The sequence below is a fragment of the Stenotrophomonas sp. YJH_SMC_106-19 genome, assembly GCF_059368375.1.
On record NZ_JCAFRQ010000006.1, the window covers coordinates 181,624 to 208,131 of the forward strand.

Here is a 26,508-nt window from a genome sequence, read left to right on the forward strand (position 1 = left end):
CTAGCGTTGCCCGGCGGGCAGTACCTGCCACTGGAAGTCGTAGCTCCATTGGTCGAAGTACAGGTTGCCGCCTGCCCACTCGGCCTCGCCGCGCTGCGAGTCGACCGTTTCCGAGCGGAAATGCTGTTTGGCCGGCACGAACGGCTGGCCGAAATCGTCGTTGAAGGCGATGCGGTAGCCGTCGAGGCCACCCAGGTAGAAATCGCGCAGCGCAGGTACATCGCTGGCCAGTGCACCGGTGGTCACATCCATCGGCAGCCAGCCATACGGCGCCAGATAGACCTGTCCCCAGTCATGCAGGTTGTTGTAGCCGCTGCCATCGTCGGAGAACACCATGCCCGACTGCCAGCGCGCGGGAATGCCGTTCATGCGCAGCAGCGCGATCAGCAGCAGCGTCTGCTGGCCGCAGTCGGCATGGCCGGCACGCAGCGCGTAGTCGCTGATGTTGCTGAGGGTGGAATACTCGCGTGCGCCGGCCCATGGGATGCGATCGACCGCCGCGAACAGCCTGCGCACGATCTCGTAGGGGCGTGTTTCGCCCTGCAGCACCTGGTCGGAAAACAGTTTCAATGCCGGCGTGAAACGCACATGCGGCAAATGTTCGCCCAGGTAAGGCTGCAGCGCGGCGTCGGCCGGTGTCGGCTGCACCCGGGCCGGATCGATTGCCGTGTGGCGGGCGAACAGGGTGACGGCATAGCGGATCTCGAAGCGCGTGGGCTGCCCGGCGACGGCCTTCGCTTCCAGATAGGCGGTGCGCTGCAGGGTACCGGCGGGTGCCACGCGTGCTTTATCCGGTGTACTGCCAAGCCATTGCACGCGCTCCTGCTGGCCCGGAATCTCGCGCGGATAGGGAATCCAGGCGCGAACGGTTTCGCCCGCCGGGACCGCATCGGCCTTGACCGTGAGCGACTGCGTGAACGCGATGCGCTGCGGCAGCACCGAGCCCTGGCCGCTTTGACCGGCAGCAGCAACGACACGTGCGTGGTGCGCGTTGAGCACTTCATTCGGGCTCGGAGACGGCATCGGTGCATCGGCGCGGCGGCGTGCACGCGCTTCATCGCTGAGCAGGAACAGGTTCGAGGGCGCGCGCTTGAAGTACGCGCGCCTGCCATCGATATCGAGGTGCTCGATCAGCCCCAGCTGGTCCCAGCGCGCGAACTCCTCGTCGGTCAGATCCGGAATCCAGCGACGCACCGCCGCTTTGGCCGCCGCTTCGTCCAGGGAAAAATCCAGGCGGATGCGGCGCATGCGCTCGCGCTGGAATGCGTCTTCGGCAGCATCGCGCCCGGTCGCCAGCAGCGCCTGGGCGTCGCTGAAGCGCCCGCTGTCGATCAGGTCGATCACCTGCAGCTGCCGGCTGTTGCGCGCGTCTGCCGCGTGCGTGGCCGACGCCCACAGCAGCAGCGCGGCACACAGGCCGGCGGCGGCAGGCAGACGCGGTTTGCGAACGGCAGGATCCACAGCGACACTTCCCAAGCGCGGGTGGTAACGGCTGTGTAACACGGGCCGGAGGACCGGTCAATAATTTATTCTTGCTTTCGCAGGCGAAAGGAATAAATATTCCTTAAGGCATTCGAGGAGGGTGTGCTGCGCATGATCCTGGCTTCCCGCGAACCGCGCCGGCAGTGGCCGCGCCGGTTGACCCTGGCCCTGTGCCTGTTCGCCGCACCGGCCTTCGTGCAGGCTGCCGCGCCCGATCCGGGCGCGCCGCTGCCGTATGTGATCGGTCTGCACGAGGCTTACCTGACCCCGGACTACTGGGCCGCCCGGCTGGACGATGCCGATGCGCCGATCCTCGACCGCGCACAGATCCAGGCGCAGAACGCACGGATGCGCGCAGAGGATGTCCATATCCAGGACATCGCCGCCCTGCCCGCCCAGTTGGATGCGGCACAGGTACGCAGCAGCATCACGGCGCTGTCGAGCTGGCCCACGCGTACGCTCTACAACGCCAAGGGGCAGGCGATCGCACCGGCAGTGCGCAAGGCCATCGAAGCCAACCTCGGCCTGGATGCGATTCCCGCACAGGTGGCGCCCGACTACGGGCTGGTGGTGAAGCGTGCCGCACTGCGCACCTTCCCGACCCGCGAGCGGGTCTTCAGCACGGTGGGCGATACCGATATCGATCGTTTCCAGGAATCGGCGCTGTTCCCCGGTGACAAGGTCGCCGTGGTCCATCGCAGCAGCGATGGCCGCTGGTTGTTCGTGCACAGCGAGCGTTACAGCGCATGGATCGAAACGGACGCCGTGGCCACCGGCGACAAGACCAGCGTGCTCGGCTATGGCAGCGCCGGCCCGTACCGCATCGTCACCGGCGCCACCGCGCACACCGTCTACACGCCGGAAGAGCCGCGCGTCTCGCGCCTGCAGCTGGACATGGGCGTGCGCCTGCCGGTGCTGGCCGACTGGCCTGCGGCCACGCCGGTCAACGGCCAGCAGGCCCACGCCTCATGGGTGGTGCAGCTGCCGGTGCGCGAGGCCGATGGACGACTGAAGCTGGTTCCGGCACTGCTGCCGCGCTCGCAGGACACGGCCGCCGATTACCTGCCGCTGACCCCTCGCCGGCTGTTGCAGCAGGCGTTCAAGTTCCTGGGTGAGCGCTATGGCTGGGGCCATGACTACGATACCCGCGACTGCAGCGGCTTCGTTTCGGAAATCTACCGCAGCTTCGGCGTGCTGCTGCCGCGCAATACCAGCGCCCAGGCGATCAGCCCGGCACTGGATCGCCTGCCGTTCACCAGCAGGGATGGCAAGGCCGCGCGCGAACGTGCCGTCACCGGCCTGCAGGTCGGTGATCTGGTCTACATCCCCGGCCATGTGATGATGGCCATCGGCCACGTCGACGGCCGCACCTGGGTCATCCACGATACGGCCGGCGGCAGCTGGTTCGGCGCCGACGGCACGCGTGTGCAGGCCCATCTCAATGGTGTTTCGGTCACGCCGCTGGAGCCGATGATGGCCAGCGACACGGTCCGCTACATCGACCGCATCACCAACATCCAGCGCCTGCGGGCCAAGACCCCTGAATGAAGATCACCGCCATTGAACTGGGCATGCTGCGCGTGCCGCTGAAGACCCCCTTCAAGACCGCCCTGCGCACCGTGGAAACCGTGGAGGACGTGGTGGTGCTGGTCCGCACCGACAGCGGCCACACCGGGTACGGCGAGGCGCCGGCCACCGCGGTGATCACCGGTGATACGCATGGCTCGATCATCGAAGCGATCCGCCACTTCATCGCTCCACGCCTGATCGGGCAGGACGTTGCCAACCTCAACCGCCTGTGCGGGCTGGTGCAGACGTCGATGGAGCGCAATACCAGCGCCAAGGCCGCAGTGGAGATCGCCCTGTACGACCTGTGGGCGCAGCTGCATGGTGCGCCGCTGTACCAGATGCTCGGCGGCGGCGACCCGGTCATCACCACCGACATCACCATCAGCGTGGACTACATCGACAAGATGGTGGCCGATTCGCTGTCGGCGATCGAGCGTGGCTTCGAGTCGCTGAAGATCAAGGTCGGCAAGGACATCGGCCTGGACATCGAGCGGGTCAAGGCGATCCACGCGGCGGTTGAAGGCCGCGCCCTGCTGCGCCTGGACGCCAACCAGGGCTGGACCGCCAAGCAGGCGGTGCACGCGATGCGCACGCTGGAGGATGCCGGCGTGGTGCTGGAGCTGCTGGAGCAGCCGGTGAAGGCCGCCGACATCAGTGGCCTGAAGTACGTGACCGACCGGGTCAACACGCCGGTCATGGCCGATGAGAGCGTGTTCAGTCCCAGCCAGGTGATGGACCTGATCCAGCAGCGCGCGGCGGACATCATCAACATCAAGCTGATGAAGACCGGTGGCCTGTCCAATGCCATCCGCATCGCCGACATCGCCGGCATCTACGGCGTGCCGTGCATGATCGGCTGCATGATCGAATCGAGCATCAGCGTGGCCGCGGCCGTGCACCTGGCCGTGGCCAGGAGTGATGTGATCACCAAGGTCGACCTGGACGGCCCTTCGCTGGGCCAGTTCGACCCGGTCAGCGGCGGGGTCAACTTCAACGAGTCGGAGATCACCATCAGCGATGCGCCGGGGCTGGGAATCACCGAGGTGCGCGGGCTGGAGATGATCACGCCGCCGCGCTGGTAGGCCGCTGCACGGGCGCTACCGCCGACCGTTGATCCCGCTTACCCTTCCTGCAACCGGACCCACGCTGAGCCCCATGCCACCCCTGGTGAAAATCCGCTCCGAGCGCGGGCAGATGTCGGCCATCGAACGCCGCATCGCCGACTTCATCCTCGACAACGCGCACCTGCTGCGCGACTACTCGTCGCAGCAGCTGGCCAGCGCGCTGGGCATCAGCCAGTCCAGCGTGGTGAAGTTCAGCCAGAAGCTGGGCTTCAAGGGTTACCCGGACCTGAAGTACTCGATCGGCCAGGACGTGGCGCGCGCCGGCCACGATCCGCAGGCACGCCCGCCGTCGCCGAGCGCCGATGACTACGCCGACATCGCCGGGCGCCTGCGCCTGAGCCGGGCAGCCGCCGAGGAAGAGACCAGCCTGGCCAATGCGCAGGCTGATGTGGAGGCCATCGTGCGACTGCTCGACAGGGCGCCCAAAGTGTTCGTGTACGGCCTTGGCGATGACGGCCTGTACGCGCGCGAGTTCGCCATGCGACTGTCGCTGCTGGGCATGCTGACCGTGCACCATGCCGATCCGATCCTGATGATGGCCAACCTGTCAGCGGCGCGGGCCGGTGATGCCATGCTGGTGTTCTCCGAGTTCGGCAAGCTGCCGCAGCTGTTCCAGCTGTCGCGGCAGTTCCAGGACGTGGGCGGGAAGGTGGTGTCGATCACCCGCCACACCGCCAACCCACTGCGCGCACATGCCGACCAGTCACTGGTGGTCTGCGCCCATGACCCCGCACCGCACGTGGCGCAGCTGCTGTACCGTGCTTCACTGCAGTCCCTGCTCGACTTCGTCTTCGTGCTTTTGTGCCATGCCAACCCGGACCGCCACCGCCAGCTCGGGGTGAACCTGGAACGGATCGAACACCTGATCGACGCCTGATCGACCCCTGGTTCACTGGAGTCCACGATGCTGCCGCTGCTGCGTACCGCCCTCGCTGTCACCGCTCTGGCCACCGCGCTGCCGGCCGGCGCGCTCACCCCGCTGCCGCCGATGGCGCGCAGTCTGCAGGCCATCGTGGTGGTCACCGACAGCTGGGATGCCACCCAGGGCCGGCTGCAGGCCTATGAGCGCAGGAGCAGCGACGACACGTGGCGCCCGCACGGCCCGGCCTTCACCGTGGCCGTGGGGCGTGAGGGCAGCGCGTGGGGCGTGGGCCGTGCGTCGCTGCACAACCAGGGGCCGCAGAAAACGGAAGGCGACGGGCGCAGTCCGGCCGGCGTCTTCGATATCGGCCCCGCGTTCGGCTACGCGCCGACGATCGCCAGCGCGATGCCGTATCTGCCGATGACGGCCAGCCACTACTGCATGGATGTACCCGCCTCGCGCTACTACAACCGCATCGTCGATGCGGCGGACGTAGGTACCGCCGCAGTGGAAGGCTCCACCGAACCGATGCGGCTGGACCTGCACAACAAGGGCGATGTTCGCTACCGCGAGGGCTTCGTGATCGAGCACAACAGCAGCCGCAGGCCGGGCAAGGGCAGTTGCATCTTCGCCCACCTCTGGCGCAAACCGGGCGAGGCCACGGCCGGCTGTACGGCAATGGAGCCGCGCCACATGACGGCCCTGCTGGCCTGGCTGAAGCCGGACACGCGCGCGGTCTTCGTCCTGCTGCCCAAGACGGAGTACGACAACCTGCAGGGGCCGTGGCAGCTGCCGGCCCTGACCGGAGCGTTGCGTTGAGCGCCCCGGACGAACCGCAGCTGCAGCGCGCGGTCAGCCGCTGGCAGATCGTCGGCCTGTCGATCAACGACGTGATCGGCAGCGGCATCTATCTGCTGCCGGCGGCCACCGTCGCCCTGCTGGGCCCCTTCAGCCTGTGGGGCGTGGTCGCCGCCGGCATCGTGGTGGCCCTGCTGGTGCTGTGCTACGCGCAGGCCGCCAGTTACTTCGATGAACCCGGCGGCAGCTATCTATATGCCCGCGAAGCCTTTGGCCGCTTCGCCGGCTTCGAGATCGGCTGGATGATCTGGCTGACCCGTATCAGCTCGGCGGCCGCACTCAGCAATGCACTAGCCGATGCGGTCGCGCGCTTCTGGCCCTGGGCCGGGGCCGGCACGGGTCGCCTTGCCGTGATCGTGCTGTCGCTGGGTTTCCTGACCGGCGTGAACATCATCGGCGTGCGCTCGGCGGCCCGCACCGGCATCGTGCTGGTGATCGGCAAGATGCTGCCGCTGCTGCTGTTCGTGGCCATCGGCGCGTTCTACATCGATCCGCAGCTGGCGTTCTCCGGCCAGCGCCCGGACCCGCACGACCTGCAGCGCATGGGTGAGGCCGCATTGTTGCTGCTGTATGCCTACGCTGGTTTCGAGAACATCCCGGCGGCAGCCGGCGAGTACCGCAATCCCCGTCGCGACATTCCGTTCGCGTTGATCACCATGATCATCACCGTCACCGTCATCTACGGCGCGGTGCAGGTGGTGGCGCAGGGCACCCTGGCCGGGCTTGCGTCGTCGCCGACACCGCTGGCCGATGCCGCAGCCGGATTCGGCGGTGAGGCACTGGCGTTGATCCTGACCGTCGGTGCGACCATCTCCATCCTCGGCACCAACAGCAATACGATGATGATGGGCCCGCGCTTCCTGTTCGCGCTTGCCCGCGATGGCTACGGGCCGAAGATCCTCGCGCAGGTCCATCCGCGCTTCCGCACACCGGCTGCCGCGATCTTCTGCCAGGGGCTGATCGCCCTCGGCCTGGCGCTGTCCGGTTCGTTCGTGCAGTTGGCGCTGCTGTCGATGACCACGCGACTGTTCGCCTATATCGGAACCGCGGCGGCCGTGCTGGTGCTGGCCAAGCGCTACGCCGACCGGCCGGGCGCACTGAAGCTGCCGGGCGGGCCGCTGATTCCGGTCCTGGCCCTGCTGCTCTGCCTGGCCCTGTTCGCCAGTGCCAGCTGGCAGAACATCGCCGCCGCACTGGTCGCCTTCGCCATCGGCGCAGTGATCTACAAACTGCCGCGCAAGGACGTAGGCGCCTGATGATCGGCAGCGACGGCGCGGATGGAGGACACCTTCCCTTCACGCGAGCGGACCGGACTGTTAACCGCCCTGGCGGCATGATCGAAGCTCATCCACCACGGAGCCCGATCGATGAGCCCCGAGTACCAGATCCCCGGCCGCGTGCCGGATGACAGCGCACCGCGCCAGGCCGTTTCCGACTTCTGGCGCGAGCGTTACACCGCGGAACCCTATTACGACAACCAGCTGTTCTTCGAGGACTACGAGCCGGCCTATCGCATCGGCCACGCTGCCCGTGCGCAGGACATGATCCGCGCGTACGAAGAGGTGGAGGCCGAACTCGAGTCCCGCTGGGCGAGCGAGCGCGGCAAGAGCCGGCTGGAATGGGCGCAGGCCCGCAACGCCGTCCGCCGCGGCTGGGAAGAAGCGGTCAACCTCGACCAGCGCCTGGACCGGGGCGTACCGCGCGGCACCTGAGGGCACGCCCCGCTGCGGCCGGTCCATGCCCGGCTGTCCTTCGGCACTGCGGCAGAGCCGGGCTGGTCCCGGCTCTGCGCAATCCGGGCGTCAGTCGTGTTCCGGCAGCGGCGGCACGGCCTGACCGCGTGCATTGCCGCCGTTGGCGGCGATCAGGTCGCGGGTGTTCTTCTGCACCGCGACCGCGCCGAACAGCGCAAGTGCGAAGGCCATGGCGTAGAAGCCCTTCTCGCTCAACAGCAACGTGGCATTCCACAGGCCCACCAGCAACAGCAGCAGCGCCGACAGCAGGGCGAACCAGCACAGCGCGTAGTACAGGCCGCTGACCGGGATGCCCTCCACGCGGTCGCGCACGCTCTTCTGCAGCGATACCGCCGCGAACAGGCCATAAAGCAGCAACGCCAGGTAGTAGCCCTTCTCGTTCAGGGCCATTTCGGCGTTGAACAGGCCGATCAGATAAGCCACCGCGCCAAGCAGCAGCGCCACCCACGAAGCGGCGACGAAGGCGGGAGATGGCTTGTGGGTCGGAACAGTGTGCATTGCAGATCCTTGGCAGACAGACGGGCATGCATTGCCCGGGCGTGCCCACCCTAGACGATCCGCCCCACGTCGCACAGGGGGTAGCAGGACCTTCGGGCCACGACGGTCACACCCGCAGTGGTATACAAGGGAACGCTTGGCCATCCGCATCCCCGCCCTGGAGATTCCCATGACCCGCACGCCCCTGCTGCTTGCCCTCGGCCTGGCGCCGATTCTCGCCACCACTGCCTGCAACGCCGCCGATCCTGCATCCGCTACGGCCGGTACTGCCGCCACCGCTGCTGCACCGGCTGCGGCTGCGGCCGCAACCGACCAGCGGCCGTTCACCGCCACGGAAGTCAGCCGTTTCGATCAACCGTGGGCAATGACCTTCCTGCCCGATGGCAGTCTGCTGGTCACCGAAAAGCGCGGCAAGCTGCAGCACCTGGACGTGGCAAGCGGCCAGAAGCATGAGATCACCGGCGTACCGAAGGTCGCCTATGGTGGCCAAGGCGGCTTCGGCGACGTCATCCTGCACCCGGACTTTGCCCGCAACCAGGTGATCTACCTCAGCTATGCCGAGGAAGGCACGCTGGATACCCGCGGCGCCGCGGTGGCCCGCGCCACGCTCGCCCTGGACGCCGACGGCGGTGGCCAGCTCAAGGATCTGAAGGTGATCTGGCGGCAGACACCGAAGGTCAGCGGGCAGGGCCACTACGGCCATCGCCTGGTATTCGGTCCGGACGGCAAGCTCTGGATCAGCTCCAGCGAACGGCAGAAGTTCGACCCCGCGCAGGACATGGGCGGCAACCTCGGCAAGATCATCCGCCTCAACGACGACGGCAGCCTGCCGGCGGATAATCCGTTCGCGTCACAGGGCGGCGTGGCTGCGCAGGTGTGGTCGCTCGGCCATCGCAACATCCTGGGCATGGCCTTCGATGCCAACGGCAAGCTGTGGGCGCATGAGATGGGGCCGGCGGGCGGAGACGAGCTGAACCTGATCGTGCGGGGCGCCAACTACGGCTACCCGGTGGTCTCCAACGGCGACCACTACGACGGCCGGCCGATTCCCGACCATGACACGCGCCCGGAGTTCGCCGCGCCGAAGGTGACCTGGACGCCGGTCATCTCGCCTGCGGGCTTCGTCATCTACAGCGGCACCCTGTTCCCGCAGTGGAAGGGCAGCGGCTTCATCGGCGGCCTGTCCTCCACATCACTGGTGCGCGTAGCCTTCGAGGGCGACAACGCGCGCGAGGCGGAACGTTTCAACATGGGTGAGCGCATCCGTGAAGTGGAACAGGGGCCCGATGGCGCGCTGTGGCTGCTTGAAGATGGTAGCAAGGCGCGCCTGCTCAAGCTCACGCCGAAGACCTGATCAGGTAACGCAGGGTGGCGGGCCAGAGCCCGTCACCCCGCACGCTCACTGGATGGTGATGACCTTCACTTCGGTCCGGGTGCAGGCCGCATCAAGGCACTGGCCGCTCAACCACACCTGGCCATCGCCGATCATCACGCCCTGCTGGTTGACGAACACCTTGCCGAAATCCTGTGCGGACACCGCCTTGACCACGGCCGGCGTGATGATCTTCTCGTAGCTGCGCTGAAATTCGCCCGGTCCGGCGATCGTCTTTCCGCCGCTGATGTTCAACGGGAAACGTATTTCCTCGACGACCGCCGCGCGATCACCGCCGACCACCGCCGTTCTGAAGGCATCGAAGACCTTCTCGTACTGCGCCGCATCACCGAGCAGTGTCTCGATGCGCGCGCGCGCATCTTCGGTCTGTTCGCTCGCGGGTGCCGCAGGTGCTGCCGGTGCTGCCTGCACGGGTTCGGCCGGCGGTGCGGCAGCGGGCGTTGCCTCCGGTGCGGTCGGCGGCGCCGGCTGTGCACAGGCTGCCAGCAGCAGCGCGGGGGCAAGGAAAGCACTCTTGCGCATGGTCGGGCTCCATCGGATCACGAACCCCGATGGTAGCGCCGGGTCAGGCCCGGCGTGTTTGCCATGGGTGACGACGCGCACACCCACCGCGATGGTAGCGCCGGGCCATGCCCGGAGTGTGGGTGACGACGCCGGGCATGGCCCGGCGCTACCGTTCCCGTTCAGCCCTTCAGCAGTTCGAACTGCACCGGCTCGCCAGCCGCTGACGACGCGCACACCCACAGCTCGAACAGGCCCGGCTCGGCACGCAGCACGCCATCGCGGCCGGTGAACGCCAACTGCTCGCGATGCAGGGTGAACACCACATCGGTGGATTCGCCCGGCTGCAGTGCGATCTTGCGGAAGTCCTTCAGCTCGCGCACCGGCCGCACGCGGCTGGCCACGCGGTCATGGATGTACAGCTGCACCACTTCCTCGCCGGCCACGGTACCGGTGTTGGTCAGCGTGGTGGTGATGGTCAGGGTGTCGTCCCAGCCCAGCTGTGCCGTGCTGAGCTGCGGCACGCCATAGGCGAAGGTGGTGTAGCCGATGCCATGACCGAACGGATACAGCGGCTCGTTGGGAATCTCGCGCCAGCGTGCCTTGAACTCCGACATCGTCGGCAGTTCGGGGCGGCCGGTACGCGGATGGTTGTAGAAGTACGGTTGCTGGCCGGACACCTGCGGGAAGCTGACCGGCAGGCGGCCGGACGGGCTGTAGTCGCCGAACAGCACATCGGCCACCGCATGACCGGTCTGCGTGCCCAGGTACCAGGTGACCGCCACGGCCTGCGCATTGCGCACCGCACCTTGCAGGGCCAGCGCGCGGCCATTGCGCAGCAGCACCACCAGCGGCTTGCCGGTCATTGCCACCGCCTCGGCCAGTGCCTGCTGCGCCGGCGGCAAGGTGATCTCCACGCGCGACTGCGCTTCGCCGCTGTAGCGCTGCGGCTCGCCCAGCGCCAACACCACCACGTCGGCACGCAGCGCAGCCGCCACGGCGGCTTCGGTGCCCCCGGGGATCGCGGTTTCCAGATCGCAACCGGGCACGATCTCCAGCAGCGACGCGTCACCGATGGCGGCACGCACACCGGTTTCCAGGTCCACATAACGCTGCTTGTCGCCGAACAGGGTCCAGCAGCCTTCGATGTTTTCGCGGTCCTGCACGAACGGGCCGATCAGCGCGATCTTCTGCCCGGTCTTCTGCAGCGGCAGCACGTTGTCACGGTTGTTCAGCAGCACGATCGAACGGCGCGCGGCATCGCGCGAGAGCTCATCATGTGCGGCGATGTGCGAGTCGTCCGCTTCGCGGGCCGGGTCCAGCGACCGGTACGGGTCGTCGAACAGGCCGATGGTTTCCTTCAGCCACAGGATGCGGCGCACGCCCTCATCCAGCACCGCCATCGGCACCTCGCCGCTTTCCACCAGGCCTGGCAGGTGCTCGGCATAGAAGCCGCTCTGCATGCTCAGGTCCAGGCCTGCGGTGAAGGCCTTGGCGGTGGCGTCGCGGTCATTGGCGGCGTAGCCGTGCGCCACCAGTTCCATGTCGGCGGTGTAATCGGAGATCACCACACCCGGGAACTTCCACTCGCCACGCAGGATGTCGGTGAGCAGTTCTGCATTGGCGCTGGCCGGCACGCCGTTGATGTCGTTGAACGAGGACATCACCGTGATCGCACCGGCATCGAAGGCCGCCTTGAACGGCGGCAGGTGCACGTCGCGCAGGGTCTGCGGCGAGATGTCCACCATGTTGTATTCCATGCCGGCCATCACCGCGCCATAGGCGGCGAAATGCTTGGGCGTGGCCAGCAGCGAATCGGCGGCACGCAGGTCGCTGCCCTGGAAGCCGCGCACACGGGCGGCGGCGAAGGCACAGCCCAGCACCACGTCCTCGCCTGCGCCTTCGGCGCCACGGCCCCAGCGCTGGTCGCGGGCGATGTCCACGGCAGGCGCATAGGTCCAGTGCAGGCCGGCGGCGGTGGCCTCGACCGCAGTGGCGCGGGCGGTGCGCTCGGCCAGGTCCGGCTCGAAGCTGGCGGCCTCGCCCAGCGGGATCGGGAACACGGTGCGCATGCCGTGGATGACGTCGGCAGCGAGGATGACCGGGATGCCCAGCCGGCTCTCCTCGGTCGCGACCTGCTGGATGCGGCGGCCCAGTTCGGCGCCCACCCCGTTGAACAGCGAGCCGACCTTGCCCTCGCGCACCTGCTGCAGCACTTGGTCGGCATTGCGCACGTTGGCTTCCGGGTTCACGTCCGGGGCGAACGGGCGGACCATGTCCGCGAAAACACCCAGCTGGCCGACCTTTTCCTCGACGGTCATCTGGGCAATGAGGGATTCGATGCGTTCGGAGGCCACCGGCAGTCCTTGATGAAAACGTTTACAAGCCCGGCATTCTAGCGATCCCGGGCCATTTGGCGAGAGGTTTCGGCATTCAGTTTCATCCACCAGCGGGGTCCGTACGGTCCCGCGGGCGGCACGGCAGCTTACTCCGAGCGGGCCGACTGGCGCTGCCCGGCCATCAACATGGCGTCGCTGGACGCCTGGAACACCCTCAGGCCGAAGGCCGGCAGGATCGCCAGCAGATGGTCGAAAATGTCCGACTGCACGGCCTCGTACTCCGCCCAGGCGGTAGTGCGGGTGAAGCAGTACAGCTCCAGCGGCAGGCCCTCGGTGGTCGGTTGCAGCTGTCGCACCAGCAGGGTCATGTCGGTGTGGATACCCGGGTGGCTGCGCAGGTAGCGCTCCACATAGGCCCGGAACGTGCCCAGATTGGTCACCCGGCGGCTGTTCACGTCCGCCACGCCCTGTTCGCGCAGGCGCCCGTTCCACTGCCCCAGCTCCTGCTCCTTGTCGCGCAGGTAGTCGCGCAGCAGGGCGAACTCACCGAGGAAGGCCAGGTCGCCCTCGTCCAGGAAGCCGACGCTGTGCTGGTCCAGGTACAGCGCGCGCTTGATGCGACGGCCACCGGCCTCCTGCATGCCGCGCCAGTTCTTGAACGACTCGGTCACCAGCTTCTTGGTCGGGATGGTGGTGATGGTCTTGTCGAAGTTCTGCACGGTGATGGTGTGCAGGGCGATGTCGATGACATCACCATCGGCGTTCTGGCTCGGCATCTCGATCCAGTCGCCGATGCGCACGCGGCCATCGCCACTGATCTGCACGCTGGCCACCAGCGAGAGGATGGTGTCCTGGAAGATCAGCATCAGCACGGCCGTGGCCGCACCCAGGCCGGTCACCAGCGGGCCCAGCGCCACGCCCAGCAGGGTGGAGATGATCGCCAGGCCGGCCGCCACGAAGATCACGATCTTGACCACCTGCAGGTAGCCCTTGATCGGCTTGTTGCGCGCATCCGGCTTGCGCTCGTACAGGCTGTTGGCCGCATCCAGCGCATGCGAGAAGGCCAGCGAGACGGTCAGCACCGCCCACACGATGCACAGCTTGACGATGACGCTGACCAGCCCGGGCGGCAGATCGGGAATGAGGGTGATGCCAGAGGCGATCACCTGGCTGGGCACCACGTTGGACAACCGCGAGATGACCCGCATCAGATGGCTGCCACGCCCGGATTCGGCACCGGGCAGGCGCTGCAGCAGACGGCGCAGGCCGCGCACCAGGATGCGCTTGGTCACCCAGTTGGCCAGGCCCGCCGCGAGCAGCAGGGCCGAAATCATCAACGCCAGGTAGGCGCCGGGATAGGGTTCCAGTGTGTTCTGCAGCCGCTCCATCCACTGTACCGCCACCACCGCATCCACCATCAGTCGTCTCCTGTTTCAGTCATTTCGCATGAAGAAGTTGCCGGCCGCCGGCCGACGCTGCTGTTTCAGCCGCGTTCGCGCTCGATGATCACGCCGACCGCGCGCGCGCCGCGCACCGCTCCCGGCTTGCTCAGCTTCAGCCGCAGCCAGCGCACATCGAACTCGTCGAGCACGATCTGCGCGCAACGCTCGGCCAGGGTCTCGACCAGGCCGAACTCCGATTCGCGCACGAACTGCTCCAGCCGCTTGCTGACCGCCTTGTAGTTGAGGGTATGGGCGATATCGTCGGTCGCTGCCGGGCGCCGGTTGTCGAAACCCATCTCCAGGTCGAACACCAGGTCCTGCCGGATCCGCCGTTCCCAATCGTAGATGCCGATCAGGGCGTCGATCGTCAGCCCCTCGATGAAAACCTTGTCCATTGCGGTTACCAGCCGGAAAACAGACGGTCATGGTAACGGCACGGAACCACCACTGCCTGAAACGACCGGATCCCGGCACGTCCGCCGCTACGGTCGCAGCCTGTGTGGATGGGTGCGCCGCGGGTCACACCGCGGGCAGCGTCGCCATGTCCCAGCGCGGGGTCACGTCAACGTTCGGCGGGTTGTGCTGCCCGGCCTGCAGGCGCAGGGCGCCGGCGAAAGCGATCATCGCGCCGTTGTCGGTGCACAGCGCCGGCCGCGGGAAGCAGGCACGCCCCCCGAGGCGTTCGGCCATCTGCTGCAGGCGGGCACGCAGCCGCGTATTGGCACCGACACCGCCGGCCACCACGATCACATTGGTGCCGGCTGCTTCCAGCGCGCGTTCGCACTTGATCGACAGGGTCTCCACCACCGCATCCTCGAAACCGCGCGCGATGTCGGCGCGGGTCTGGTCGCTCTGGTCGCTGTCACGCCAGGCCATCAGCACCTGGGTCTTCAGGCCGGAGAAGCTGAAATCCAGACCCGGGCGATCGGTCATCGGCCGCGCGAAACGGTAGGCCCCCGGGGTGCCCTGTTCGGCCAGCTTGGCCAGCTGCGGGCCGCCGGGATAGGGCAGCCCCATCAGTTTGGCAGTCTTGTCGAAGGCTTCGCCGGCCGCATCGTCCAGGGTCTCGCCCAGCAGGCGGTAGCGGCCGATGGCATCGACCGCCACCAGCTGGGTGTGGCCACCGGACACCAGCAGGGCCACGAACGGGGCCTGCGGCGGATCGTCCTCCATCAAGGGCGCCAGCAGGTGCCCTTCCATGTGGTGCACGCCCACGGCCGGCACCTCCAGTGCCCAGGCCAGGGCACGGGCCACCCCGGCACCGACCAGCAGCGCACCGACCAGCCCGGGGCCAGCGGTATAAGCCACGCCATCGATGTCGTCCACGCCCAGGCCCGCCTCGGCCAGGGTCTGCCGGACCAGCGGCAGCAGCTTGCGCACGTGGTCACGGCTGGCCAGCTCGGGCACCACACCGCCGTACTCGGCGTGCAGGGCGATCTGGCTGTAGACCGCATGGGCGCGCAGGGCCGCGCTGCCGGTCAGGTCGGTGTCGTACACCGCCACGCCGGTCTCATCACAGGAAGATTCGATGCCAAGGACTCGCATGCCTGCTATTATGACGCCCCTGCCGCCCCCTCGGGGTGACGTGCAGATCCCACTGCATCCGTATTGCTGGCCCGCATTCAGGCTTGCGTGCTTGCAGTTTGTTGATTCGCCGCTATAATGTGCGGCTCGCCGGGCGTGACCCGGTTCTACTGTGTCCCGGAGATTCCATGCCCAGCGTCAAAGTCCGCGAGAACGAGCCCTTCGAGTTTGCTCTTCGCCGCTTCAAGCGCACTTGCGAAAAGGCCGGTGTGCTGGCCGAAACCCGCAAGCGCGAGTTCTACGAAAAGCCGACCCAGGAGCGCAAGCGCAAGGCCGCCGCTGCTGTGAAGCGTCAGCTGCGCCGCTCGTCGCGCGACGTCACCAAGCGTCAGCGCCTGTACTGATCGGACGCATCTTCATTGCGGCGGGTTCGTCCTTCCGCGGTGAAGCCGAAGCCGGCACGCGCGAGCGTCGCCGGCTTTTTGCGTTTCCGGGCCCGGGCAACCGCCCTGCCCCACTACCACCACGAGGTCTCCCATGAGCATGAAGCAGCAGCTCACCGATGACATGAAGGCCGCCATGAAGGCGGGCGAGAAGGACAAGCTGGGCGTGATCCGCCTGATCAACGCCGCGATCAAGCAGAAGGAAGTGGACGAGCGTATCGAGCTCGACGACACCGCCGTGATCGCCGTGCTGGACAAGATGGTCAAGCAGCGCAAGGACTCGGTCAGCCAGTACGAAGCGGCCAACCGTGAAGACCTGGCCGCGATCGAGCGTGCCGAGATCGTGGTCATCGAGGCCTACCTGCCCGCCAAGATGGGTGAGGCCGAGATCGCCGCCGCCATCCAGGCCGCCATTGCCGAAACCGGTGCCACCGGCCCGGCCGACATGGGCAAGCTGATGGGGGCGCTGAAGCCGAGGCTCGCCGGTCAGGCCGACATGGGCGTGGTGTCCAAGCTGGTCAAGCAGGCCCTGGCTGGCTGATCCGCCACCGCCCCTGCCGGACACGACAAGGCCCGCTTCACGCGGGCCTTGTCATTGCTGCAGCGGCCAGGCCAGCGCTTACACCTGGCGGCAGTTGCGCAGGGTCATGGAACTGCCTTCCACCGCGCTGACCTCGCCTTCCAGCTTGGCCCAGTCGCGCTCGCGCAGCATGGCGAAGTTGGCCGCCTGGTCCGGAGCGAATTCGCAACGGATGGTGTAGTTGTTGTTGTTGAAGGTGTCATTCTGGCGGATCCGCAACAGGCCACGGGTCGGCGTCACCAGGTAGTTGATCGATCCGACCTCACCCGGACGGCTGGAGTAGCTGTTCGAGTTGACCGTGTAGATCTGGCCGTCGATCCGGTAGCGGCGACCGATGTACTTGGCATACACCGGCAGGAAGGTGGCCGAACGGTCGCCCAGGTCTTCCTTGTTGGTGGTGGTGCCCAGCAGCAGGTCCTTGAAGCTGCCCGCAGCGTTGTAGGCCGCCATCGTATCGCGCACCTCCTTGCCCATCTTCTTGGACAGGTCCGGCGCGGTCACGTCCTCCGCCACGGAAGTCGGATACTGCGCGCGCGCAGCGGCGGCCAGCGCGTCCCCCTGGCTGCCCCCCTTGACCTTGTCGAGCATGTCGCACATCGACTTGCGGGCATCCTCCTGGGCGATGGTCTGGCCGCGGGCCAGCTTGGTGGCCAGGGTGACCCGGCCGCTGCGGTCGGCGGTGCCGATCAGCACCAGCGGCGTGCGCAGGCCCTTGGTCTGGATCAGGTACTGGTTGCCGGTATCGCCTTCCACCAGCTGGCCGCCCACCTCGAACTGGTCATCGGCACCGATCTTGCGAAGCTGGTCCAGTGCACTCTGCACCTTCAGACCGGGCACCGTCAGGTCGGCCATGTACATCGCGCCATTGCGCGGATCCCCTACCGTCTTGAAGGCCTTTTCGCAGGCCGTGGACGCCGCAGCGGCCGAACCGCTCGTCGCCAGCAGCAACACCATCGTGGTGCAGACCATCCCTTTCATAACGCGTCCTTTTGCAGAGAAGTTGGATTGTCGTGGCCCCGCACACCGGCGGTGGGCCCGGATACCGCGGCGGCAGCCCCAGCGCGCCCTCGGTCCGGGCAGAAGGATAACGCGGACTTCGCTGCATTCTGCGACCGCGCTTCCACTTCACCTGCCGCAACGCCGGCATCTGCTAGAAAAGGAAGCCTGTACCGCTCCAGCCGACGCCGTAGATGTCGCATCCCCGCACCTTCCTGCCCATCGTCCGATCGCGCCTGGAGAAGCTGCAGGACAGCTTCCCGATGGCCGTGGCCAAGCGCTTCGTCGAAATCGACGTCCTGACCCAGGCCGCATCGGTTTCGTTCTATTCCCTGCTGTCGATGGCGCCGTTGCTGGTGCTGCTGCTGTGGTTGACCGCCTCGCTGTACCCGCCCGCGCAGCAGGCGCTGATCAGCCAGATCGGCTCGGTGGCCGGCAGCAGCGTGGCCAGCGTGGCCGATACCGTGCTGCACAACGCCAACAGCCAGCCGAGCATGGGCTCGCTGGCCGGGTTGTGGAGCACCCTGCTGCTGTTCGTCGGCGCCACCGCCGTGTTCGCACAGCTGCAGAACGCACTCAACCGCATCTTCCATACCAGCGGCCAGCGCCTGGAAGGCGTCCAGGCCTGGCTGCGCAAGCGCGTGTTCTCCTTCGGCGTGGTGCTGGCGCTGGGCTTCCTGCTGATCCTGTCGATGACCGCCACCACCGCCCTGCAGGTGGTATTCGCGCAGCTGCCATCGGTGTTGCCGGCCATCGGTTACGTGACCACGCTGCTGCTGTACACGCTGGCCTTCGCCTTCCTCTACCACTATCTGCCCGACCGTCGCGTAGCCTGGCGCCAGGCCTTCATCGGCGGGGCCATCACCTCGCTCCTGTTCGCCCTGGGGCGCTACGGCATCGGCGTCTACATCGCCACCGTGGCACCCGGCAGCGCCTACGGTTCGATGGGCGCCCTGGTGATCGCGCTGGTCTGGATCTACTACGCTACCGCGGTGTTCTTCGTCGGCGCCCTGATGACCGCGGTGATCGACGAGCGCCTGAGTGCCCGGGCACAGCGGGCTGCCGCCAGCGCCGGCGGCAGCAGCGAACAACAGGCCGGCCCGACCATCGCCAGCGAGTAAACTAGGGGGACCTGCCGCCCCTGCTGCGCGCCCCAGCGGCCGCGCCCTGCCCTGCTGCCCATGGCCCGTATCCCCGACGCTTTCATCGACGACCTGCTGGCCCGCACCGACATCGTCGAGGTGGTGGGCAGCCGCGTGCCGTTGAAGCGACAGGGCAAGGAGTACGCGGCACGCTGCCCGTTCCATGACGAGCGCTCGGCCTCGTTCACCGTCTCGCCGACCAAGCAGTTCTATCACTGCTTCGGCTGCGGTGCGCACGGCACCGCAATCAGCTTCCTGATGAACTACGACCGCCTTGAGTTCCTCGACGCGGTGGATGAGCTGGCCAAGCGCGCCGGCATGGACGTGCCACGCAGCGAGAACCCGCGCAGCGCCCAGCAGCAGGACGACAGCCGCGAACTCTATTCGGCACTGGATGCAGCGGCGCGCTTCTTCCAGAAGAACCTGGAGGGCAGCGACAAGGCCCGCGCCTACCTTGACGGCCGTGGCGTGGACGAACAGAACCGCGCCCGCTTCCAGATCGGCTATGCGCCCGACGGCTACAGCGGCCTGCGCGATGCGCTGGGCAAGGACGAGCGGCGGATGAAGCTGCTCGACCGTGCCGGCCTGTTCTCCAAGAACGACCGGGGGCACGTCTACGACAAGTTCCGCGACCGGGTGATGTTCCCGATCTTCGACCGCCGTGGACGGGTGATCGCCTTCGGTGGCCGGGTGTTCGAGAAGGACGACGGTCCCAAGTACCTCAATTCGCCCGAAACCGCGCTGTTCCACAAGGGCCGCGAACTGTACGGCCTGTGGCAGGTGCGCCAGGCGAACCAGAAGATCGAGCGGCTGATCGTGGTCGAGGGTTACATGGACGTGGTCTCGCTGTTCCAGTTCGGCGTCACCCAGGCGGTGGCGACGCTGGGCACCGCGACCACGCCCGACCATGCCGAGCTGCTGTTCCGAAACGCACCGGACGTGTTCTTCTGCTTCGATGGCGATGCCGCCGGCCGCCGCGCCGGCTGGAAGGCACTGGAGTCGGTGCTGCCGCGCATGAAGGACGGCCGCCAGGCCTTCTTCCTGTTCCTGCCCGACGGCGAGGACCCGGACACCATCGTGCGCAAGGAAGGCGCTGAGGCCTTCAACGAACGCCTGAAGCAGGCCACGCCGCTATCGCAGTTCTTCTTCGACGAGCTGACCCGCGAGATCAACATGGGCACGCTGGACGGCCGGGCACGCCTGGCCGAGCGGGCCAGACCGATGCTGGCGCAGATTCCCGATGGCGCGTTCGGTGACCTGATGAAGCAGCAGCTGGCGCAGCTGACCGGGCTCGGTGCGGCCACGCAGAATACCCGCACGGCGATGCCGCAGCGCCCTCCGGCACGGTCGATCCAGCCGGTGGCCAAGCGCAGCCTGGTGCGGGGTGCGATCGCCGTGCTGCTGCAGCAGCCGTCGCTGGCGCTGACCCTGGGCGGCAAGCATCACTTCCAGGGCCTGCGCCTGCCGGGTGTGGAGCTGCTGCTGGAGCTGCTGGCGCTGGTCGAACAGCGTCCCGATATCAGCACCGGCGCGCTGCTGGAGCATTTCGACGGGCGTGAGGAGCAGGCCTCGCTGCACACGCTGGCCGCCCAGACCCTGCCCGGCAGCGAAGCGATCTGGACCCAGGAACTGCACGACGCCGTGGCCCAGCTGGAGAAACAACTGTTGCAGCAACGTCTGGAAGAGCTGTTGGCAAAGCAGCGGCAGCAGGGACTGGACGATACTGACAAGTACGAACTGCGCGAGCTGCTCAAGGCCCGCGCCAGCCTGGGCCGGTAGCGGCGGAACGTTTTAACGGAGAGGACCATGCTGCTGCGCCTGACCTGCCTGCTGTTGCTGTCCCTCTGCCTGCCGCTGGCGGCCTTGGCCGCAGATGCCCCGCTCAATGAAGCCCGCCCCGGCCTGTATGCCGGCGGCCAGCCCAGTGCCGCACACCTGCGCGAACTGGCTGCGCAAGGCGTACGCACCGTGATCGACCTGCGCCAGCCCGACGAGGACCGTGGTTTCGATGAAACCCGCGCGGCCGAATCGCTGGGCCTGCGCTATGTGCGCATCCCGGTGGCCGGCGCCGAGGGCCTGGATGCGGCCAATGTGCGCGCCGTGCACCAGGCCCTGCAGCAGAGCCAGGGGCCGGTGCTGCTGCACTGCGCGTCCGGCAACCGCGCCGGTGCCGTGCTCGGACTGGTCAATGCACGCTACGAACATGCCAGCCCGGAACAGGCGCTTCAGCTGGGCCAGCGCGCCGGCCTGAAGTCGCTGGAAGCGGCCACCCGCCAGCGTCTGGCCACACCGGTCACCTCGCCCTGAACCCTCCACACCAAGGAGTCTGCCCCCCATGACCCGCTGGTGGTCGCGCCTGCGACCGGACAACTTCACCCTGGCCCTGCTGTGCACGGTCGGCCTGGCGTCGCTGCTGCCGATGAAGGGCGCCGCCGCCATCGTCCTGGACGATGTCACCACGGTCGCCATCGCCGCGCTGTTCTTCCTGCACGGGGCGCGCCTGCCGCGCGAATCGATCATCGGCGGCATGCTGCACTGGCGCCTGCATCTGACCATTCTCGCCTGCACCTTCCTGCTGTTTCCGATGCTGGGCCTGATGTTCAAGCCGCTGTCGGGCTGGCTGTTGACCCCGGAGCTGTACCTGGGCGTGCTGTTCCTGTGCACCCTGCCCTCCACCGTGCAGTCGTCCATCGCCTTCACCTCGATGGCGCGCGGCAATGTGCCGGCGGCCGTCTGCAGCGCATCGCTGTCGAGCATCCTCGGTGTGTTCCTCACACCGCTGCTGTTGACCGCGCTGGCCGGCACCTCCGGCGGCGTGCACGACCCGCTGCATGCGATCGGCGGCATCATGCTGCAGCTGCTGGTGCCGTTCGTGGCCGGCCACCTGCTGCGCCCGTGGATCGCCGGCTGGGTCGAGAAGCAGCGCGCGCTGCTGCGCTACACCGACCAGGCCACCATCCTGCTGGTCGTGTATTCGGCGTTCGGCGAAGCCGTCACCGAAGGGCTCTGGAGCAAGACCCCTGTGCTGTCGCTGCTGGCAGTGGCCGTGGTAGCTGCCGTCCTGCTCGGTATCGCCATGCCGCTGATCACCTTCATCGCCCGTCGCCTGCACTTCAACCGCGAGGACGAGATCGCCATCGTGTTCTGCGGCTCCAAGAAGAGCCTGGCCACTGGCGTGCCGATCGCCAAGGTGCTGTTCGCCGGGGGCAGCCTCGGTGCCATCGTGCTGCCGGTGATGATCTACCACCAGATCCAGCTGATCGTCTGCGGCGTGATCGCGCAGCGATATGCGCGGCGCAAGTCCTGATTGGGCGCGCGGGTTGTTGTGGGAAAACCATCCACGCATGGCGTGGATCTACTGATCCACCAGCGTGCCAACGCTCAGCTGCGGCATCCACACCCACAGGTCGTATTCTCGGCTGGCATGGGTGTTGACCTCCGGCTCACGGGCTGGCCATTCGAGCAGGGCCAACGCCTTGCAGCGGTCCATGCATCCCCAGAAGTGGCCGCGCAACGCTTCCAGCCGCACGCTGTAGACATCCAGATCGCGCAGTGCCGATGCCATCGGCTGGGTCTGCATTTCCGGCGGAGCGTCGGCCGGGCGCTGCAGCATGGCGTGGACATTACCGGTCAGCACGACCATGCGTGCGCCATCGGGCAGGCGCCGGTACAGGCGCCGCAGTTCGGCGGCCATGCGGTCATCGCGGGCCTGGCTGCTGCCGTCACTGTGGTTGACGTCGTAGCCGACCACCTCGATCGCGCGGCCCTGCGCCTTCAGCACACGCAGGCCTTCGATCATCGCCAGCATGTCGCGGCTGCGGCGACCATCATGCTGGTCGTCGCGCACGGTCCAGAACGCGCGGCCGTGCAGGTGCTGGCGCACCGCGGCCCCGCCATCGGAAGCCAGGTAATCGCGTAGCGTGGGGTTCTCGGCGCGCGGCAGTTCCAGCGCCAGCAGGACCGGGCCGTTGCGGCTGTAGTCGTCCACCAGTTGGCGCACCAGCACCGGCGTCTCACGCGTGCCATGGAATTCGCCCAGTACCAGCAGGCGGTGATCACCGGCGTACTGGCGGATCTGCGCGACGGTGTCGTCGGCATGCGCACTGAGGGCCATGCCCAGCGCCAGCAGCAGCGCTGTGGTCCAGCGGAAAATCGAATGCATCCCTGCTCGCTCCTTTCCTTGAGGTCAGGAACAGCAATGGCGACGCCGCTGGAAGAGATCAAGTGTAGAGCCGAGCCCACGCTCGACTGCTCTTCCACCCCACCTCAGCCGAGCATGGGCTCGGCTCTACAGGTGGCGCCTTACAACCAGGGCAGGATCCAGTGGTCGATCAGCAGGAAGGCGAACAGCGCCATCAGATAGACGATGGAGTACTGGAACATCTTCATCGAGAACAGCTCATCCGGCGGATCCAGCATGCGCCACGCATACCAGAGGAACACCGCGTTGAGCACGATCGCACCGCCCAGGTAGAACGGTCCGCTCATGCCCACCAGATAGGGCAGCAGGCAGACCAGGGCCAGCACCACCGAATACACCATGATCTGCCTGCGGGTATGCACCACGCCGTGGGTCACCGGCAGCATCGGGATCTTCGCCTTGGCGTAGTCCTCGCGGCGGAAGATCGCCAGCGCCCAGAAATGCGGCGGCGTCCAGATGAAGATGATCAGCACCAGCAGCGACGAGTACGCCCAGTCCGAAGAGCCCTGCATTCCGGTGACGGCGGCCCAGCCCAGCATCGGTGGCATCGCGCCGGCCAGACCACCGATGACGATGTTCTGCGAGGTCGCACGCTTGAGGTAGACCGTATAGATCACCGCATAACCGATCAGCGAAGCGAAGGTCAGCACGGCGGTGATCACGTTCACCCACAGCACCAGGATCGTCATCGACAGCACGATCAGCGCGCCGGCGAACACCAGCACCTGCCACGGCTTGACCTTGCCGACCACCAGCGGCCGCCACGAGGTGCGCGCCATCTGCGCATCGATGTGCGCATCCAGCAGCTGGTTGATCGCAGCCGCAGCCGAGGCCGCCAGCCAGATGCCGAGGAAGCCGAGCAGGCCCGCGCGTACCTGTTCCCAGCTGGGCACGCCTGGAATGGCCAGGACCATGCCCACCAGGGCGGTGAACACGATCAGGGCGACGACCTTGGGCTTGGTCAGGTCCCAGTACTGGCGGTAATTGGAGAACATCGGATCAGTCCGGGGCACGCAGGCGGGCCAGCAGGCTGACCAGCACGAACAACAGGGCAACGGCCACGCCGTTGTGCGCCACCGCCACTTCCAGCGGCAGCGCCAGCTTCACGTTGAGGATGCCGAGGGTGACCTGCAGCACCAGCAACACGATCAGCGCAGTCGCCCAGCCCCGCATGCTCGGCAGGCGGAACAGACGCACGCCCAGCCACAGCAGGTAGGCAGCCACCACGATGGCGAACAGGCGATGCGCCAGCTGGATGGCGATGCGCGAGGCGCCATCGAGCACGCCCCCTTCGTAGTCCACGCCGATGCCACGCCACAGGGTGAAGCCTTCGACGAAGTTGTGCTGCGGCCACCACTGGTTGGCACAGCGTGGGAAGTTGTCCAGCGAGGCGCTGCCGCCGCCGCAGGCCAGCGCCGCATAGTTGGCACTGACCCAGCCGCCCAGTGCGATCTGGGTGACCAGCACGACCACGGCGGCACGCAGCAGCCACTTCAGCCTGGGCGCCTCGGCCAGCGTGATCGGCAGATGCGTGGCCCGCCACGCCAGCCACACCAGCAGGCCGAACATCAGCATGCCGCCCAGCAGGTGGCCCATCACCACGATCGGCTTCAGCAGCAGCGTCACCGTCCACATGCCCAGCAGGGCCTGGAAGATCACCACCGCCAGGGTCAGTACCGCCGCGCGCGCCAGATCGATGTTGTTCCAGCGCAAGGCGGCAATCAGCAGTATCGCCTCACCACTCAGGGCCAGGGCACTGGCCGTTGCATGCCAGCCCATCATGTACAACGGTATGCCGGCAGCCACCAGCACGCAGGCGGTGACGACCGCCGTGGTTCCGAACCGGCGCCTGCGCGTGGCCAGCAGGGCCAGGGTCAGGATCTCGATGCCCAGCGCGCCGGCCAGGAAGCGGTGAACCTGCTCGCGCCAGGCCTTGTGCGTTTCCAGCGGACGGATATCGGCGGCCGGGTGGCCAACCGTCTCCTCGATGTGCTGCGGCCAGGTCGCGCGGCCATAGCAGGTCGGCCAGTCCGGGCAGCTCAGCCCCGCATCGGACAGACGGACGAAGGCACCGAACATGATCGTGCTCGCGGTCATGATCATGGCGAACCACGCCAGGCGGTGGAAATTGCGGTGCAGCGCCGGACGCGCGGAAAGGCTCATCAAACAGGACTCACTTCAGTTTCAGCAACGTGGCCATGTCCTTGCGCAGGCCCCCGAGGTCGCTGCCCGGGGCGTGGCGCATGATCACGAAGCCGTTCGGATCGATCACGTAGACCGGCAGGCCAGCCGGATCATCGACGCCGGGCAGGGCCGCGCGCAGCGCTGGCGACGGTGCCAGCGGCCGCAGCGCGGGCAGCGAGGCGATCGACGCCGGTGGCGGACCCAGCCACAGGATCTCGACATTATCGGCGTTATGGCCGAACAGCTGCCACACCTTGCCCAGTCCCTGCGACAAAGTGACGCACTGCGCGTCGCAGGCACCGGCCGGTGCCACCAGCAGGCGCCAGGTGCGCGCTTCCGGATTCCAGGGATAGGCCGTGCCGTCGGCCAGGGTCGGTGGCTGCTGGCGCAGGTCCACCGGGGGTTTGAGCAGCTGTCCACTGTTGCGGTGGCCGGTAGGCTGCCATCCGGAGAAGCGCAGCACGGCCGCCAGCGCCATTGCCCCGAAGAACACGGCGAACAACAACACCAGGGTCCGGCGACCGGAACCGCGCGCCTGCGGGGATGTAGCAGTGTTCATGCGGGCATTTTCTCATGGTTGGACAGGGGATGCCGGGCGCCCGAAGTCGGGCCGGCGCTAGCGTGGAACGCGCCTGCTGCGCCCTTCCAGCACCAGCGCAACCACCAGCACGGTCAGCGCCAGGCCGAACCATTGCACGGCGTAACCCAGGTGGCGCTGCGGGGGCAGCGTGTTCGGCAGCAGATCGAGGTCGCGTTCATCACCGAAGGGCAGCGCCGGATCAAGCCGCAGCACGCGCTCCGGCAGTGCGGGCAGCCCCAGCGCCGTCGCCAGGCCCTCGGCAGGCAGCCGGCTGGCCAGCCAGCGCTGCGCCTCACCGGTTGCAGAGAACGCCGGGCCCAGCGCCAACCCTGCCGACGGCGGCGGCGCCAGCAGCCCGCGCACGGCCACCGGCGAAGGCGGCGGCGGCAGGTCGGGGAGCGTGCGGTCGGGGGGCAGCGCGCGCCAGCCGAGGTCGACCAGCAGCACGCTGCCGCCGTCGCTGCGGAAGGGGCGATAGATCTTCACCCCGGCCCGGCCGTGCCGGGTCTGGTTGTCCAGCAGCACCACGCCCGGCAGGAAGCGGCCATGGTCGGCCACGCCATGCAGCGCGCCCGGCGCCGCCAGTGCCTGCGCCAGCGGAAGTGCCTGCGCCGCAGCGGGGCCCTGCGCATCCAGCATGGCCTGCTTTGCATGCATGCGCTGCAGCTGCCACAGGCCCAGCGCGGTGAATCCCGTGATCGCCACCAGCGCCAGCAGCCAGCCGATCACCCGCGTGTGCTGGCGCATCATGACAAGTCCGCGCAAACGCGGTCAGATAGGCACATCCACCCTGCCCTCGAGCCGCGCATGAGTGATTCGCTGAAGACCCTGCTGGTGATCGCGTTTCTGATCGTCATCGTCTGGAACCTGGGCGCCGGGCTGTACTACCTGCTGGTCGACCGGGGCCAGACCAAGCGCACGGTCAACGCACTGACGCGCCGCATCGCGGTGTCGGTGGCGTTGATCGTACTGGTGATCGTGAGCATCTACATGGGCTGGATCAAACCGCACGGCATCGGTGGCTGAGTACGCCACC

27 protein-coding genes are annotated in these 26,508 nt (G+C 67.4%); 14 read left to right on the forward strand and 13 right to left on the reverse strand.

Annotated elements, in window-relative coordinates; all coding sequences use genetic code 11:
• Complete coding sequence (locus AC5P5M_RS16465) at positions 1–1,461, reverse strand: transglutaminase-like domain-containing protein (protein ID WP_495206160.1); 1,461 nt, start codon at positions 1,459–1,461, stop codon at positions 1–3.
• A 132-nt stretch (positions 1,462–1,593) separates the two neighbouring features.
• Here AC5P5M_RS16465 and AC5P5M_RS16470 point away from each other — a divergent pair, with 132 nt between their 5' ends.
• The 6 genes from AC5P5M_RS16470 to AC5P5M_RS16495 all read left to right on the forward strand — a co-directional run bounded on the left by AC5P5M_RS16470 (position 1,594) and on the right by AC5P5M_RS16495 (position 7,607).
• A complete protein-coding gene (locus AC5P5M_RS16470; RefSeq protein WP_495206161.1) occupies positions 1,594–3,030 on the forward strand; it encodes an SH3 domain-containing protein in 1,437 nt (478 codons plus the stop codon).
• The gene (locus AC5P5M_RS16475) at positions 3,027–4,133 is read left to right on the forward strand and encodes a dipeptide epimerase (RefSeq protein WP_065182564.1); all 1,107 of its coding nucleotides are present in this window, start codon (positions 3,027–3,029) and stop codon (positions 4,131–4,133) included. Before AC5P5M_RS16470 ends, AC5P5M_RS16475 begins: the two co-directional genes overlap by 4 nt.
• Positions 4,134–4,206: 73 nt before the next feature.
• Positions 4,207–5,052, forward strand: a complete 846-nt coding sequence (locus AC5P5M_RS16480; RefSeq protein WP_065175430.1) for a MurR/RpiR family transcriptional regulator — start codon at positions 4,207–4,209, stop codon at positions 5,050–5,052.
• 27 nt (positions 5,053–5,079) lie between these two features.
• Complete coding sequence (locus AC5P5M_RS16485) at positions 5,080–5,856, forward strand: L,D-transpeptidase family protein (RefSeq protein ID WP_128988080.1); 777 nt, start codon at positions 5,080–5,082, stop codon at positions 5,854–5,856.
• Positions 5,853–7,151, forward strand: a complete 1,299-nt coding sequence (locus AC5P5M_RS16490) for an APC family permease (protein WP_065175432.1) — start codon at positions 5,853–5,855, stop codon at positions 7,149–7,151. The genes AC5P5M_RS16485 and AC5P5M_RS16490 overlap by 4 nt, the downstream gene beginning before the upstream one ends.
• A 111-nt stretch (positions 7,152–7,262) precedes the next feature.
• A complete protein-coding gene (locus AC5P5M_RS16495; RefSeq protein ID WP_053519473.1) occupies positions 7,263–7,607 on the forward strand; it encodes a hypothetical protein in 345 nt (114 codons plus the stop codon).
• A gap of 90 nt (positions 7,608–7,697) precedes the next feature.
• Here AC5P5M_RS16495 and yiaA read toward each other — a convergent pair whose 3' ends face one another.
• Complete coding sequence (yiaA, locus tag AC5P5M_RS16500; protein WP_053519474.1) at positions 7,698–8,147, reverse strand: inner membrane protein YiaA; 450 nt, start codon at positions 8,145–8,147, stop codon at positions 7,698–7,700.
• A 169-nt stretch (positions 8,148–8,316) separates the two neighbouring features.
• Here yiaA and AC5P5M_RS16505 point away from each other — a divergent pair, with 169 nt between their 5' ends.
• Entirely contained in the window at positions 8,317–9,501 is a 1,185-nt protein-coding gene (locus AC5P5M_RS16505) for a PQQ-dependent sugar dehydrogenase (RefSeq protein ID WP_164151070.1), read from the forward strand.
• Positions 9,502–9,546: 45 nt separating this feature from the next.
• Here the strand turns inward: AC5P5M_RS16505 and AC5P5M_RS16510 are convergent, their stop codons facing one another.
• From AC5P5M_RS16510 to tsaD, 5 genes are all read right to left on the reverse strand, one after another.
• On the reverse strand, positions 9,547–10,062 hold the full coding sequence (locus tag AC5P5M_RS16510; protein WP_445393909.1) for a hypothetical protein: 516 nt from the start codon (positions 10,060–10,062) through the stop codon (positions 9,547–9,549).
• A gap of 161 nt (positions 10,063–10,223) precedes the next feature.
• Entirely contained in the window at positions 10,224–12,398 is a 2,175-nt protein-coding gene (locus AC5P5M_RS16515) for a glycoside hydrolase family 3 N-terminal domain-containing protein (RefSeq protein WP_495206162.1), read from the reverse strand.
• Positions 12,399–12,526: 128 nt separating this feature from the next.
• Positions 12,527–13,798, reverse strand: coding sequence for a mechanosensitive ion channel family protein (locus tag AC5P5M_RS16520; protein ID WP_065175436.1), 1,272 nt, complete (start codon positions 13,796–13,798; stop codon positions 12,527–12,529).
• Positions 13,799–13,863: 65 nt separating this feature from the next.
• Positions 13,864–14,217 (reverse strand): dihydroneopterin aldolase, encoded by a 354-nt coding sequence (gene folB, locus AC5P5M_RS16525; RefSeq protein WP_053519479.1) that lies wholly within the window; start codon positions 14,215–14,217, stop codon positions 13,864–13,866.
• A 124-nt stretch (positions 14,218–14,341) separates the two neighbouring features.
• The gene (tsaD, locus tag AC5P5M_RS16530; RefSeq protein WP_053519480.1) at positions 14,342–15,367 is read right to left on the reverse strand and encodes a tRNA (adenosine(37)-N6)-threonylcarbamoyltransferase complex transferase subunit TsaD; all 1,026 of its coding nucleotides are present in this window, start codon (positions 15,365–15,367) and stop codon (positions 14,342–14,344) included.
• A 167-nt stretch (positions 15,368–15,534) separates the two neighbouring features.
• Here tsaD and rpsU point away from each other — a divergent pair, with 167 nt between their 5' ends.
• Together rpsU and AC5P5M_RS16540 are read left to right on the forward strand one after the other, a co-directional pair.
• Entirely contained in the window at positions 15,535–15,750 is a 216-nt protein-coding gene (gene rpsU / locus AC5P5M_RS16535; RefSeq protein WP_002808376.1) for a 30S ribosomal protein S21, read from the forward strand.
• A 133-nt stretch (positions 15,751–15,883) separates the two neighbouring features.
• Complete coding sequence (locus tag AC5P5M_RS16540) at positions 15,884–16,330, forward strand: GatB/YqeY domain-containing protein (protein ID WP_065175438.1); 447 nt, start codon at positions 15,884–15,886, stop codon at positions 16,328–16,330.
• Between the two features lie 78 nt (positions 16,331–16,408).
• On the opposite strand, the gene AC5P5M_RS16545 is transcribed toward AC5P5M_RS16540, so the two are convergent.
• The gene (locus tag AC5P5M_RS16545) at positions 16,409–17,347 is read right to left on the reverse strand and encodes a hypothetical protein (RefSeq protein ID WP_495206163.1); all 939 of its coding nucleotides are present in this window, start codon (positions 17,345–17,347) and stop codon (positions 16,409–16,411) included.
• Between the two features lie 212 nt (positions 17,348–17,559).
• On the opposite strand from AC5P5M_RS16545, the gene AC5P5M_RS16550 reads away from it, so the two are divergent.
• From AC5P5M_RS16550 to AC5P5M_RS16565, 4 genes are read left to right on the forward strand one after another with little or no spacing between them, the layout of a single operon-like run.
• Complete coding sequence (locus AC5P5M_RS16550; RefSeq protein ID WP_414487774.1) at positions 17,560–18,486, forward strand: YihY/virulence factor BrkB family protein; 927 nt, start codon at positions 17,560–17,562, stop codon at positions 18,484–18,486.
• A gap of 60 nt (positions 18,487–18,546) precedes the next feature.
• Entirely contained in the window at positions 18,547–20,286 is a 1,740-nt protein-coding gene (dnaG, locus tag AC5P5M_RS16555; protein ID WP_053519483.1) for a DNA primase, read from the forward strand.
• A 27-nt stretch (positions 20,287–20,313) separates the two neighbouring features.
• Positions 20,314–20,814 carry a protein tyrosine phosphatase family protein gene (locus AC5P5M_RS16560; protein WP_279942707.1) on the forward strand — a complete coding sequence of 167 codons (501 nt, stop codon included), beginning with the start codon at positions 20,314–20,316 and terminating at the stop codon, positions 20,812–20,814.
• 28 nt (positions 20,815–20,842) lie between these two features.
• Complete coding sequence (locus tag AC5P5M_RS16565) at positions 20,843–21,814, forward strand: bile acid:sodium symporter family protein (RefSeq protein WP_053519485.1); 972 nt, start codon at positions 20,843–20,845, stop codon at positions 21,812–21,814.
• A gap of 48 nt (positions 21,815–21,862) precedes the next feature.
• On the opposite strand, the gene AC5P5M_RS16570 is transcribed toward AC5P5M_RS16565, so the two are convergent.
• The 5 genes from AC5P5M_RS16570 to AC5P5M_RS16590 all read right to left on the reverse strand — a co-directional run bounded on the left by AC5P5M_RS16570 (position 21,863) and on the right by AC5P5M_RS16590 (position 26,222).
• The gene (locus AC5P5M_RS16570) at positions 21,863–22,669 is read right to left on the reverse strand and encodes a TraB/GumN family protein (RefSeq protein WP_253119761.1); all 807 of its coding nucleotides are present in this window, start codon (positions 22,667–22,669) and stop codon (positions 21,863–21,865) included.
• A 140-nt stretch (positions 22,670–22,809) separates the two neighbouring features.
• A complete protein-coding gene (gene cyoE, locus AC5P5M_RS16575; RefSeq protein WP_053519487.1) occupies positions 22,810–23,703 on the reverse strand; it encodes a heme o synthase in 894 nt (297 codons plus the stop codon).
• A 4-nt stretch (positions 23,704–23,707) separates the two neighbouring features.
• Positions 23,708–24,871, reverse strand: coding sequence for a COX15/CtaA family protein (locus tag AC5P5M_RS16580; protein WP_053519488.1), 1,164 nt, complete (start codon positions 24,869–24,871; stop codon positions 23,708–23,710).
• A gap of 10 nt (positions 24,872–24,881) precedes the next feature.
• Positions 24,882–25,451: a redox-active disulfide-containing membrane protein gene (locus AC5P5M_RS16585; protein WP_053519489.1), complete on the reverse strand. Its 570-nt coding sequence runs from the start codon at positions 25,449–25,451 to the stop codon at positions 24,882–24,884.
• 57 nt (positions 25,452–25,508) lie between these two features.
• Complete coding sequence (locus tag AC5P5M_RS16590; RefSeq protein WP_197600600.1) at positions 25,509–26,222, reverse strand: SURF1 family protein; 714 nt, start codon at positions 26,220–26,222, stop codon at positions 25,509–25,511.
• A gap of 57 nt (positions 26,223–26,279) precedes the next feature.
• Here AC5P5M_RS16590 and AC5P5M_RS16595 point away from each other — a divergent pair, with 57 nt between their 5' ends.
• Positions 26,280–26,498 carry a twin transmembrane helix small protein gene (locus AC5P5M_RS16595; RefSeq protein WP_008264755.1) on the forward strand — a complete coding sequence of 73 codons (219 nt, stop codon included), beginning with the start codon at positions 26,280–26,282 and terminating at the stop codon, positions 26,496–26,498.
• Positions 26,499–26,508: the final 10 nt, after the last annotated feature.